Here is a 12,467-nt window from a genome sequence, read left to right as displayed (position 1 = left end):
ATGGCTGCCGGCACTCCGAACTGCGACCATGCCGTCGAACGGTGCCTTCGTATTCGGTCACCGTCCATGATGTCGTTCGCGATCGTGGCCAAATCCCCGATCCCGGTCATCGCCGAGATCGCGCGCCGCGCCGCTGCGGCCGCCGTCCCGATCCGCATCGGCGTCAACGCCGGATCACTCGATCCCCGCCTACTCGCCAAACACGGCGGAGTCACCGCGCAAGCCTTGGTCGAATCCGCGCTGTGGGAGTGCTCGCATTATTGGAGGCATGCGAACCAGAGTCGCGTTGCCCCTCGGATTGCTGATGTACCCAGTTGTCGACCACTTCGCAATGGCGGCATCATCGCCGAGCGTAACGCTACATGCCCTGCTTTTCTGGGATGCAGTTATCGCTGCGCTCGGTCTCATTATTTCCGTACGCCTTTTTTCAACCGAAACAAGAGAGCTGATCAATTGACGTATCTAATCTTCTGCTATCAATGGGCGGCTGTATGTCTCGCTCCAGCCTTCGTCTGGTCCTGACCAACGCCATCGAGCGGTCGCTGGACAAGCCACGATGGCGACGTGGGACAAAGCGCGGAGCGAATCCGGTTGCGGTGGCACAGATGCGCGCCAGCCGACCACTCGTGACGCACTGCACCCCGCCTTCCGTCGGCAGATCCCGCCACGACACTCGCCCCGCAGCCGATCCAACATGCCCTCCACGACCAGGCGATTGGTCTGAAAATTCGGTCAACTTCATCTGACCGAGCGCATATCAAAAAGTGCACTACCCAAGCCGGAATGCTACACAGTTAGGAGAGCACGTAGATATGAACCTTCCAGCGAAGAAGGTGACGGTGAGCAGTTCCAAGGCGCCCGGCTCGATCGTCCCCCGCGCACATACCTCGAAGAAAACCTCCAGCGGACGTGAGCCCGAACTCTCCGCTGAAGGGCCAGCATCCATGAAGCCTATTCCGGAGGCCCCGCGGCGAATCCCGGCCTTGGGCCACGTGATGTCACTGATACGAGATCCTATAGGATTCATGCGCTCGCTACCCTCGCATGGAGATCTCGTCCGCATAGGCCTCGGGTCTACCTCGGCAGTGGTAGTCTGCGATCCTCAATTGACACGGCAAGTCCTTTCCCACGATCGCATCTTCGACAAGGGTGGAGGGTTCTTCGACGTCGCCCGAGAATATTCGGGTGATGGACTGGTTATCTGTCCGTTCGACAAGCATCGAAGACTGCGACGGTTGGTTCAGCCAGCGTTTCATCCGAACCGTATCACTGAATACGCCGCTGTGATGAGTGAGAGCGTCGACTGCGTGACCAAAGGCTGGCGTGAGGACGAAGTCCTCGATATGAAGGTCCAACTAGCCACACTAGCGCAACAACTCGCCACTAACACTCTGTTCAACCAGCGGGTGACGCTACAAGATTCTGAGCGACTTGTGCACAACCTCGTTATCGTCACGGGTAAAACACTGATGCGGCAAATGCTGATGCCGCGGTGGTTGCGACGGTGGCCGATATTGGGAAACCACGCCTACCGCCGGGCGGACATGGAGACGCGATCGTTGATCGAGAATCTCATCGCCCAGGAACGGAGCGACGGTGTTGATCGTGGCGACCTTCTCTCAGCGTGGATCAACGCCGCCGACGAAGACAGTCGGAGCGTTCTCTCCGACACTGAGATCTGCGATCAGGCCATAACCTTCTTCGCCACTGGCACGGAGACCACATCCAATACTCTCGCGTGGGCGCTCTATCTGCTCGATCAGCACCCGGCCGTAGCCGAGCGCCTTCACTCAGAGGTCGACAATATCCTGGATGGACGGGCCGCCAGCCACGACGACCTGCCACAACTGCCGCTCACCAACCGGATAATCACAGAAGTCCTGAGAATGTACCCGCCGGGATGGCTGTTTACCCGGGTGGCAACCGAGGACACACAGCTCGGCATCTACCACTTGTCGGCCGGAACTACGATTATCTACAGTGCGTATCTCATTCATCATTTACCTGAGCTCTTCCCCTGCCCGGACAGCTTCGATCCGGACCGATGGGACGCCGAGAAAAATGCCCCGCCGCCACGGAACGCCATGATTCCTTTCGGAGCTGGGGCCCGCAAATGCATCGCCGATACCTTCGCTGTCACCGAAGCTACGCTCGCACTGGCTACGATCGCCAACCGATGGTCGTTGACTTCGGTGGCAGGCACCGACGTCCGTGCGGCCTTGAGCCCAGCGTTACAGCCCAGGCGGCTGTATATGCATGTCAAAGAACGGCATAAGATGTGAGTGTCGAACGCCGTTGCTTGTTACTGCGAATCCACGGAGGGGCAGGAATAAACTTGGCCTCGACGCGATGGGATGGTGAAGATCCGCGACGGGCATGTCGCCAACCGGCCGATCTATGTGGCCATCGGGGTCACAACCGCCGGTGAACGCGACATCCTCGGGTTGTGGGCCGGGCGACGGACTCGAAGGCCTGCCCGAGGCAATCAATACCGTCTGGGCACTCACGATCGTGCAGACGTGTGTGATCCATCTGCTGCGCAACAGTTTCCGCTATGCCGGACGTCAGCGCTGGGGCGAGCTGGGCAAGGACCTGAAACCGATCTACACCGCAGCGACGGAAGCCGCCGCCCGGGAACGTTTCGGCGAGGTCGTCACCAAATGGGGCGGTCGATATCCCGCGATCGTGCGGTTGTGGCAGAACTCGTGGACCGAGTTCGTACCCTTCCTCGACTACGACGTCGAGATCCGTCGAATCGTGTGCTTCACCAACGCGATCGAGTCGCTCAACGCTCGCTACCGGCGCGCGATACGGGCTCGCGGGCACTTCCCGACCGAGCAGTCCGCGTTGAGATGCCTTTATCTGGTGACCCGATCCCTCGACCCGACAGGTCGTGGCCGGGCACGACGGATGATGCGGTGGAAACCGGCCCTCAACGCCTTCGCCATCACCTTCGAAGGCCGGATCACCCCGACCGACCGGTCAAGCGGCTTCGGGTCACATACGCCGTTGAAGTCTACGAGTTCCCATGTGCAGGGCGCTGAAGCAGCGTAGACCGGTATCGGTGACCCGCTAGAGTCGTCGGATAACATCTCGGCGGTGCCGGTGAACCGCCAGTAGGCGCCTTGTGATGCTATCAATTTCGCCAGTAGCCGCCGTGCTCCGGTGAGTTGGTCGATCAGCCGGCGATGCAGGATGACTCGCCGGCGGTGGAACGTTACCCGCGCCCTCGCGGGGCCCTGGTGGTAGCTGATGGTGAAATTATCGGGTATAGCTGAAGCGCCGCTGTTCTGGGGGTAGAGCGAGAGCGTTGATTCTATGGTTTCGTCGTCGATAACGTTTGTGCCGTCCATGATCAATACTGTTGACAGCTGTATGTGTCCGTATTTGCGGGCGGTGATCAGATCGTACACCACGACAGTACGGTCGCCTATCGTGGTATGAGCCCACCACCAATGATCGAGTAGATGCGACATCGCGACTGTGCCCCAGTTGTGATCGTGGTAGCCGACACCCTGTAGGTATTCTACTTTTCCGCCGATGTCGAGGCTCGCTGTCACCCGGCCGCAAGGTACTGCGAGCAGCCACGCGAACTTTTTTTGGTGATCTTCGTCGAATAGCCAATGGCCTGTGGCCGGCCGCCATGATGGAGTGTCGCGTGCAAGAGTGATGACTGCCCGGAAGTCGCCATCGTGAATGGTGAGACGGTACTCGTCCACCGCCGCTGACATCTTTGCAGGACCTATGCAGACATCGCAATTATCTACATCGGCGTAGAATTCCTGCGCAGAAGTAGCGATGCTGTGCTTTAGTCGTGTGCCGTCGGGGCGATCCCACCGAAAGGATACCTTCGGTCTCAGTTTCGCGCGTGATTCGTTAAACCCTTTGGTGTAGAAGATGATAACCAAGATCGATCCATCATTGAGGTGAGCGTCGAAGTACCACCATTCATATGTACCGGGGCCACCTTCTGCAGTCCGGAATGCATCCTCCCACGCCTCGACAGTGCCCTGGGATAAACCTAGTGCTTGGTAGTCGCGCGGTTCATCCGCTAAACGTGCCGCCCTTATACGATTCATAGTATCTCCTCTCTGGAAGATGGGTTGCGTGGCGGACCAATGGCTTCGGTGCGGAATCGCTGATCAGTCGCGCGGCGTAGTTTCGTGGATTCCGTTGCCAGCGCCGATTGATTGCGATTGGTTGGCAGCAAGTCGAAACGGGTCTTTCTCGCAGCAAATCCGGCGGTCACAGCAGCACCGCGCCGCAACCGATTGCCGCGACGTAGGTGGTGTTGTGCAGCAGGTAGCTGATTCGGTCGACTTTGCTGTTGCGGACAGACACGGCCAGCGTCGCTGCTGTCCATGCGACGGCCGCCACTGCGATGTCGCAGATCATCACGAGGCCGGGCCCGGCAGGACTGGGAGCGAACAGCAGCCGATGAAGGGCTAGCGGGATGAGAGACATAATAATGGTAAACCAGATACGCACTGGCCAGTGCCCAATGAGTAAAGGAAGAGTCTTGCGGCCGGCACGTCGATCCCCTTCCATATCGCGGACGTCTTCGAACCTTAATGGAAGGTTGAACGCAATGGTCAGGGTGAGTATCCACCACCACCCGGTGCTATCGATCGGTCCTACCAGCTGCCAAGCGGCTGCTAGTTGGGCGAAAGTACCAATGCACATGGCGATCGGTTTGGTCCAGAGGTAGTCGCGGGGTCGTGCGAAAAGGTTGAGTCCGATAACCGTGACCTGCCAAAGCAGAACCCATATGAGGATACCGCTGACTGCGCCCAGTGCTGTATACAACGCCATAGCAACCCAGAATCGGCGCATCAAACCTTGCGGGGTCGCCAGGCCGGCGGGTATCGGCCGATAAGGTTTGTTTGCATCATCCTCCGGCCCGGCAGTGGCCTGATTCGAGGTATCGAAAACGTAGTGGTACAGGAAGAAAACAACTGCACTGACCGCTATCAGTGCGATCAACGTGGTATCACGCACCATGTAGTGCGCACAGGCAGCTGCCGTGAAAAGTGGTCCCGGCACGAATGCCGCTACTGCATTGTCGATGACGAGTCGACTGGACAACTTGATTTCTGCCGCAAGCCCTCGCTGCGCGGGAGAAACATTCTGTGCCATATGCCCTTCCTTCCCGATGATCAGGGACGCATACGGGTTCCATGGGTATCTACATTCAGCTACTTGAAACTACGTTGCTGAATGCACCGCATACCATTCACCTGTTCCGATGGATTGCGAAATCCGCCAACGCTTCCAGGGCTCCAGTATGTAGCTGCGGTGGCAAGACACTCATTGCCTCGCGTACGCGATCGCTGGCCAAGCGCAGTGTCTGTTCCATCACGCCGGCGTCTTTGAGGTATTGCGTCGTGGTCGCGATATCGTCCGCCGCGAGCGGTTCACCGAGTCGGTCAATGTTTGCCGATTTATGCATGGAGGAGAGAGCTCCTAGCTCCAGTGCAGCAATGACGGGGTAGGATTTTTTACGTCGGGCCAGATCCGAACCTACGGGTTTACCGGTGACGTGAGCGTCACCGTAAATCCCTAGCACGTCATCGGCCAGTTGGAAGGCGATCCCGAGTTCGCGGCCGAGGGTGTTCATTCGTGCGACCATCAGTCCGTCTGCTCCCGCGCACAGGGCACCGAGCGCGCACGCGCACGCCGTGAGCGCGCCCGTTTTTTCCGCCGCCATGGAGAGGTATTCATCGACGCCGACTGAACTGCGAGTCTCGAAATCGCAGTCATAGTATTGGCCGCGGCACGAGGCCAGACTGGCGGTGGTCAGCCTGGTGATCGCCTCAGCGACCACCGATTCGAGGACCCCGCCGGCTAGAATGCCAACCGCTACCGCATGCAACCCGTCCCCGAGCAAGATCGCGTTCGGTATTCCCCATACCCGCCAAACTGCCGCCCGTCCTCGTCGGACCGGGTCTGCATCCATGATGTCGTCATATACCAGAGAGGAATTGTGCAGCAGTTCTACGGCAGCTGCTGCCTCGGCCGCGACCGTCGGATCTGCGCCGTACGCGGCCGCGCAGGCCAGCGTCAAGGCGGGCCGCAGCGCTTTGCCTTCGACCGCTGCCGTCTTCGCGCCGGAGGCGTCCCACCAACCGAAATGATAGCCAGCCATGTGGCCCAGTGGCTCACGCATGGACTCGACCGCAGCGTGCAGCACCGGATCGATCATCGTGCGCGCGTTGACGAGAAGCGCCTCGACGATTCGCCGGTCGTCCTGAAATTCAGAGACTGTCATAGCCGCAACTCATATCAATCTGCCAATTCTGATCATGCTCATTTTGATGATAGGCTGGGTTCGATCCAGCGAATTCGACCACTATCGTTCAAGATCAGCCACTCAACATCCCGCTTGCATTCGAATACGGCTGTAGGTAGATTGGTAGGGCGTCGAAAGCTTTCGATATGGACGGGAATCCCATCGTGGCGTTTCCGTCCGCGCAATTCGTTACGTGCACGGTAGGGCGGCATATCTCAGCGTGAGATGCAGAGCCGAGATCCACCTTCTGAATGGCGGTTACGGTCTGAGTATACCCCTGGAGGGGATGATTATTCAATCGTGAATGCGATAATGAACCTAAGGTCTTGTGTAACCTGATATTTGCCGAGGAATAGGTTGGGCCCTTGCGGTCACGCCATTGTGATGCAGAACGCCTGACCGACCCATCGACATTCTAGCGATAGCGAGTCTGATCCGATCAGAGCATCAGTTGAGTGCATAGATGATGGCGGAACCCGTGCAAGTTGCCGGGTGCTTAAAACGTGCACGCCTCTGGCCCCAGACGATGGGCATGGTGCGTCGTCCTGCCGCTCGATCGCCGGCGATGTCGCGGAAGTCCTGGACGCTGATCGCCAGGAAGGTTCCCATCCCTAGAAACACGAAATCAGCTCCCAGGCGAGTGTCCAAATCAATACTCCCAGAATGTAACCCACGATCGGAAAGCGCGCGCCTTGCGTGCCCAGGCGGGAGATCGTACTGCAGTGTTTCTGTGATTTCGGCGCAGAGAAACTGCTCATGAGTCGACAACCTCACGTTCCGCGAGGTGAAGTGCCTCTTCGACGAGCGTGGCCACGATCTGGCTTTCGGGCACTGTTTTCACGACTTCGCCGTGGACGAAGATCTGGCCTTTGCCGTGGCCGCTGGAGACGCCGATGTCGGCGGCTTTGGCTTCGCCGGGGCCGTTGACGATGCAGCCCATGACGGCGACGCGGATCGGGTGGGGAAGTCGGCGAAGGCGGCTTCGACTTGGGCGGTGAGGGTGTAGAGGTCGACTTGCAGTCGTCCGCAGCCTGGGCAGGAGACGATTTCTAGTTTGCGTTCGCGCAGATCGAGGGATTCGAGGATGCTGATGCCGACTTTGACTTCTTCGGCCGGCGGTGCTGAGAGTGAGACGCGGATGGTGTCGCCGATGCCTTCGTTGAGCAGGATGGCGAAGGCGACGGCGGATTTGATGGTGCCTTGCATGAGTGGTCCGGCTTCGGTGACACCGAGGTGGAGGGGGTAGTCGCAGCGGGCGGCGAGTTCGCGGTAGGCGGCGGTCATGATCATGGGGTCGTGGTGTTTGACGCTGATCTTGATATCGGTGAAGCCGTGTTCTTCGAACAGCGAGCACTCCCACAGCGCGGATTCGACCAAGGCTTGCGCGGTGACTCCGCCGTGTTTGGCGAGTAGGCGGGGATCGAGTGATCCGGCGTTGACGCCGATGCGGATCGGGACGGCGGCCGCAGCGGCGCGGCGCGCGATCTCGGCGATCTGGTCGTCGAACTTCTTGATGTTGCCGGGATTGACACGGACCGCGGCGCACCCGGCGTCGATGGCTTCATAGACGTAGCGGGGTTGGAAGTGGATGTCGGCGATGACCGGGATCGGGGATTTGGCCACGATCGCGGGCAGTGCCCGGGCGTCGTCGCGGGAAGGGACTGCGACGCGGACGATTTCGCATCCAGCGGCGGTGAGTTCGGCGATCTGCTGCAGTGTGGCGTCGATGTCGGCGGTGTTGGTGTTGCACATCGACTGCACCGACACCGGGGCACCGCCACCGACCGGGACCGAACCCACCATCAGCTGTCTGGAGCGACGGCGGGCTCGTGGTGAAGACGGTGTGCTGGCGCAAGATTCGATGCGTGTTGGGTGCGGGAGATCGGTGATGCTCATCGAGGGCTCCTGATGGGTTCGCAAGTTCGCGCGGGTGGCAGTGTGCGGGTCACGAGGTCGCAGATTCCCGGCGCGGAGATCCCGCTCTCGGCGAGCAGTTCGGTGCGGCCGCCGGGCAGAAGGAATCGGCGTTCGAGACCGCGGCTTCGAATCGGTGTCGTGATGCCGGCTCGCGCCGCTGCTTGGAGCAGGTTGGTGCCGATGCCGCCGGAGATCGAGCCGTCTTCGACCGTGACGGCGAGGTCGTGGCGGGCGGCCATATGGGTCAATGCGGCGGGGATGGGGTCGACCCAGCGAGGGTCGATCACGGTCACGCCATAGCCTTGTTCTTCCAGCTGGGTAGCGGCCTGCAGGCACTGCGATGCGACGACACCCGCGCAGATGAGTAGTACCTGCAGCAGCTGACCGGAGCTACGGTGCAGGATGTCGAGTCCGTCCATTCGTGACAGTGCCGGAATATCCTTGCCTGCTGTGGCTTTCGGAATGCGCAGCGCGGTCGGGCCCGGCTGTGCGACGGCTTCGCGCAGCAGTTCACGCAGACGAGTGGGATCGCGGGGAGCCGCGGTGCGGAGTCCCGGAACCAGCGACAGCAGTCCGGTGTCCCACATGCCGTGATGAGAAGGTCCATCGGGGCCGGTGATCCCAGCGCGATCGAGCACGAAGGTCACCGGCAACTGATGCAGGGCAACGTCCATGAGGACTTGGTCGAAGGCGCGGCTGAAGAAAGTCGAGTAGATCGCGACGATCGGGTGCAGGCCGCCCATGGCCAAGCCCGCCGCGGAGCAGGCGGCGTGTTGTTCGGCGATCCCGACATCGAAGATCCGATCCGGATATAGGCGGGCGAACTCACGCAGGCCGACCGGCTGCAGCATCGCCGCGGTAACACACACGATGTCGGGTCGGGCGGCGGCGAGGGCGAGGAGTTCCGCACCGAAGATCGAGGTCCACGACGTCCCCGCCGCCGTGACCGGCCGGCCCGTATGGCGGTCGAGCACGCCGATGGCGTGCATCCGGTCGGCCGCATCGTTCTCCGCGGGCTCGTAGCCACGCCCTTTCTCGGTGATCACGTGCACGACAACGGTCCGGGCGCGGTCGCGGGCGCACCGCAGAGCATGCTCGACTGCAGCGACGTCGTGGCCGTCGACTGGCCCGAGGTAGTCCAGTCCGAGCTGTTCGAACAGGGAACCGTTGTCTTCGCCGCGGCGCAGGAGTGTGAGATGTCTGGCGATCCCGCCGACGGTCGAGTCGTAGGACCGTCCGTTGTCGTTGAGTACCACCACGATCGGCCGGTCCGGCCGGGCGGCGAGGTTGTTACAGCCTTCCCAGGCCAGCCCGCCGGTCAACGCGCCGTCGCCGATCACGGCGACCACGGTGCGACCACGACTGTCCGGGTCGCGTCGATAGGCGTTGGCGAGACCGTCGGCGTAGGACAGCGCGGTGGACGCGTGGGAGTTCTCGACCCAATCGTGCTCTGACTCGCCACGATTGGGATAGCCGGACAGTCCCTCGCGCTGGCGCAGGCTGGTGAACTGTTCGGCGCGGCCGGTGAGAATCTTGTGCACATAGCTCTGGTGCCCCACGTCGAAGACGATCGGCTCACGTGGGGAGTCGAACACCCGGTGCAGGGCGACACTCAGTTCGACGACACCGAGATTCACCCCCAGGTGACCTCCGGTGGCGCAGACGTGCTCGATGAGGAAATCCCTGATCTGCGAACACAGTTCAGGAATGTCCCGCGCCGGTATGGCTCGCAATCGGCGTGGGCTGGCCGCGGCGGCGAGCAGCGGCCACGCGTCGATGCCGCTCATGATCGCACTCCTTTACCGTCGATCCCCGGGGGTCGACGCGTCCGGGCCTGGGCGGGCAGCGCGAATCGGGTGGTTTCGGTGGTCAGGGTGTGTTCTCTGACCACCACGGGTCCGAGTTCGGACAGTCGAGACACGACGTCCTCGACCAAGCGCGCCGGGGCGGAGGCGCCGGCGGAAACGCCGACCCGGCGCGCACCGGTCAGCCAGCGAGGGTCGATGTGGTCGGCGTCCTCGATGAGGTGTGCGGGTGTGCCGGTTCGCTGTGCGAGCTCGACCATCCGCACGGAGTTCGAGGAGTTGGCCGATCCCACCACCAAGACGACATCGGACTGTTCGGCGACAGCCTGAACTGCGGCTTGCCGGTTGGTGGTGGCGTAGCAGATGTCACTGGAGCCGGGACCGACGGCGTCGGGGAAACGCTCCCGCAACACCGCGATGATGCCGGCTGTCTCCTCGACCGAGAGGGTGGTCTGGGTCAGGTACACCACGCGCGTCGGGTCCGGCACCGCCACCGTCGCGGCCTCGTCCGCGGTCTGGACCAGCACCATGTTGTGCGGCGCTTCGCCCAGGGTGCCTTCGACTTCCTCGTGACCGGCGTGGCCGATCAAGATGATCGTCTTGCCCTGTGCAGCAAAACGTTTGGCTTCGGAATGCACTTTTGTCACCAGTGGACAGGTCGCATCGACTACCCGCAGACCGCGCGCGGTCGCCTGCTGACGGACCTGGGGTGAGACCCCGTGCGCGGAGAACACCACCAGCGCGCCCTCTGGGACCATGTCGAGGTCATCGACGAAGACCACCCCACGCGCTTGCAGATCAGCGACGACGTGGACGTTGTGCACGATCTGCTTGCGCACGTAGATCGGCGGCCCTTGTTCGGCCAGTAGGGATTCGACTGTGTCGATCGCTCGTTCCACTCCGGCGCACAGCGAGCGCGGCGCGGCCAACGTCAGTTCTCGGGTGCCGGCCATGTCACCGCTCCCGTCGCGTGATGAGGTCAGCCAGCCTCTGCAGGTCCTCGGCTGCGGCGGGCTGCGGTTCGGTGTGTGCGAGCAGCCGTCGTGCGGTCCTCACATGCTCCTGTGCGGTGCGTTCGGCCCACTGCCGAGCGCCGGCGGCGTCGATGAGGCGAGCCAGGTCCTCCAGCTCGGCTTCTGCGACGGTGTCGGTACCGCGGTAGCGGCGGGCCAGCTCGGCGCCGGCCGCAGTACCCGAGTTCAGCGCGGCGACCACCGGCAGTGTCTTCTTGTGTCGGGCCAAGTCGGAGAAGACCGGTTTGCCGGTGCTGTGTGGGTCTCCCCAGATCCCCAGTAGGTCATCGACGAGCTGGAACGCGAGCCCGAGCTCGAGCCCGAACTGGCGCATCAGGGCGGTGCGTTCGGTGTTCGCGCGCGCGGCCCAAGCACCCAACTCGCAGGCAGCGCTCAGCAAGGCGGCGGTCTTTGCTTCGACCATGTGCAGGCACTCAGGCAGTGAAACCGAGACCCGCTTCTCGAAGGCGAGGTCCTCGGACTGACCTTCACACAGCGCCCGCAATCCTCGAGTGAGGATCCGCGAGGCATTACCGTCCTGGGCGACGAGTAGCCCCGTCGCTGCGATCAAGAACAGATCACCGGTCAGGATGGCTGCCGGCACCCCGAACTGCGACCATGCCGTCGAACGGTGCCTTCGTATTCGGTCACCGTCCATGATGTCGTCGTGCAGCAGCGAGAAATCGTGCACCATCTCCACCGCCACTGCCGCGGTGAGCGCACGCTCGCGGGCGTCTCCGGTGCGGTTATCGCCCATCGCCGCTGCTGTCGTCAATACCAGCGCGGGACGGATCGCCTTGCCTCTCAACTGTGTTGGTGCGCCCTGGGCGTCCCACCAGCCGATATGATAGCCACCGACCATCGCGATCTCGGCGGGCAGCGAGGCGACGGCATCGCGGTAGGCCGGCTCGAAGATCGTCCGTGCTTCTTCGAGGACTTCCGCGGCGGATCGGGCAGGTGGCGCGGGAATGGTGAGCGTCATATCGATCAGTCCTTCGAGGTATACGCTCGCGCAGCGATGGCCCGATGTCGGTGAGTCCGCCCTGAACGCGAGCTATGGCGTTCTCAAACGTGAACTTCGCGTTCTCGCGCAGCGATTTCAGCCAAGGCAGCGGCGGTGGTGAATTCGATCCGCGGCGGCCCGGAAGGTCTTGCGGCGAACGCCGCGGCGGTGGGCACGATGCTCGACAGGTCGCTGAGCAACGGGTGCTGCTCGAGGTAGGCAGCGTTCAGATCGAGGAAACCTCGCTGTCGGCCTTCCAACTCGTCGTCAGGCTGGATCGCATCCATCGGGCAGTCCGAAACGCAAGCGCCGCAGTTGATGCAGCTGTCCGGATCGACGTCTTCCGGTCGTGGGCGGATACAGTCCACAGGGCACTCGACGATACAGCTACCATCGCTGCAACACGCCTGAGTGATCACCGTGAGCGACGGGACCAACCT

Annotated in this window: 9 protein-coding genes and 2 pseudogenes; 3 read left to right on the top strand and 8 right to left on the bottom strand. The window is 61.9% G+C overall.

Annotation, left to right across the window (positions count from 1 at the left end):
- From TY25_RS44565 to TY25_RS34070, 3 genes and pseudogenes are all read left to right on the top strand, one after another.
- The coding region (locus TY25_RS44565; RefSeq protein ID WP_115347067.1) for a flavodoxin-dependent (E)-4-hydroxy-3-methylbut-2-enyl-diphosphate synthase at window positions 1-522 on the top strand (522 nt) is incomplete at its 5' end.
- A 422-nt stretch (window positions 523-944) separates the two neighbouring features.
- Complete coding sequence (locus tag TY25_RS34075; protein WP_042263339.1) at window positions 945-2,282, top strand: cytochrome P450; 1,338 nt, start codon at window positions 945-947, stop codon at window positions 2,280-2,282.
- 72 nt (window positions 2,283-2,354) lie between these two features.
- Window positions 2,355-2,964: pseudogene (locus tag TY25_RS34070) on the top strand (transposase); the annotation flags it as partial.
- On the opposite strand, the gene TY25_RS44880 reads toward TY25_RS34070, so the two are convergent.
- The 8 genes and pseudogenes from TY25_RS44880 to TY25_RS42135 all read right to left on the bottom strand — a co-directional run.
- On the bottom strand, window positions 2,859-4,079 hold the full coding sequence (locus TY25_RS44880; protein ID WP_500797172.1) for a carotenoid 1,2-hydratase family protein: 1,221 nt from the start codon (window positions 4,077-4,079) through the stop codon (window positions 2,859-2,861). The pseudogene TY25_RS34070 and the gene TY25_RS44880 overlap by 106 nt on opposite strands.
- 166 nt (window positions 4,080-4,245) lie before the next feature.
- Entirely contained in the window at window positions 4,246-5,136 is an 891-nt protein-coding gene (locus tag TY25_RS42140; RefSeq protein WP_081869280.1) for a UbiA family prenyltransferase, read from the bottom strand.
- 97 nt (window positions 5,137-5,233) lie between these two features.
- On the bottom strand, window positions 5,234-6,268 hold the full coding sequence (locus TY25_RS34065; protein WP_042263338.1) for a polyprenyl synthetase family protein: 1,035 nt from the start codon (window positions 6,266-6,268) through the stop codon (window positions 5,234-5,236).
- A 775-nt stretch (window positions 6,269-7,043) separates the two neighbouring features.
- Window positions 7,044-8,092 (bottom strand): annotated as a pseudogene (ispG, locus tag TY25_RS34060) (flavodoxin-dependent (E)-4-hydroxy-3-methylbut-2-enyl-diphosphate synthase).
- Between the two features lie 89 nt (window positions 8,093-8,181).
- Window positions 8,182-9,993, bottom strand: coding sequence for a 1-deoxy-D-xylulose-5-phosphate synthase (locus tag TY25_RS34055; protein WP_042263337.1), 1,812 nt, complete (start codon window positions 9,991-9,993; stop codon window positions 8,182-8,184).
- Complete coding sequence (ispH, locus tag TY25_RS34050) at window positions 9,990-10,964, bottom strand: 4-hydroxy-3-methylbut-2-enyl diphosphate reductase (protein ID WP_042263336.1); 975 nt, start codon at window positions 10,962-10,964, stop codon at window positions 9,990-9,992. The genes TY25_RS34055 and ispH overlap by 4 nt, the downstream gene beginning before the upstream one ends.
- Before the next feature lies 1 nt (window position 10,965).
- Window positions 10,966-12,006 (bottom strand): polyprenyl synthetase family protein, encoded by a 1,041-nt coding sequence (locus TY25_RS34045; RefSeq protein ID WP_042263335.1) that lies wholly within the window; start codon window positions 12,004-12,006, stop codon window positions 10,966-10,968.
- A gap of 83 nt (window positions 12,007-12,089) precedes the next feature.
- Window positions 12,090-12,467: 4Fe-4S dicluster domain-containing protein (locus TY25_RS42135; RefSeq protein WP_236639167.1), on the bottom strand; the 378-nt coding region annotated here is incomplete at its 5' end.

Source organism: Nocardia brasiliensis NBRC 14402 (assembly GCF_000308475.2).
GTDB classification, from domain to species: Bacteria; Actinomycetota; Actinomycetes; order Mycobacteriales; family Mycobacteriaceae; genus Nocardia; species Nocardia brasiliensis.
The sequence above is the reverse complement of the archived record's forward strand: the minus strand, read 5'-3'. Positions and strand labels throughout refer to the sequence as shown.

Coding starts and splice junctions, on each gene's coding strand:
- TY25_RS34075 (WP_042263339.1), top strand. CDS start 945: ATGAAGCCTATTCCGGAGGCCCCGCGGCGAATCCCGGCCTTGGGCCAC.
- TY25_RS44880 (WP_500797172.1), bottom strand. CDS start 4,079: ATGAATCGTATAAGGGCGGCACGTTTAGCGGATGAACCGCGCGACTAC.
- TY25_RS42140 (WP_081869280.1), bottom strand. CDS start 5,136: ATGGCACAGAATGTTTCTCCCGCGCAGCGAGGGCTTGCGGCAGAAATC.
- TY25_RS34065 (WP_042263338.1), bottom strand. CDS start 6,268: ATGACAGTCTCTGAATTTCAGGACGACCGGCGAATCGTCGAGGCGCTT.
- TY25_RS34055 (WP_042263337.1), bottom strand. CDS start 9,993: ATGAGCGGCATCGACGCGTGGCCGCTGCTCGCCGCCGCGGCCAGCCCA.
- ispH (WP_042263336.1), bottom strand. CDS start 10,964: ATGGCCGGCACCCGAGAACTGACGTTGGCCGCGCCGCGCTCGCTGTGC.
- TY25_RS34045 (WP_042263335.1), bottom strand. CDS start 12,006: ATGACGCTCACCATTCCCGCGCCACCTGCCCGATCCGCCGCGGAAGTC.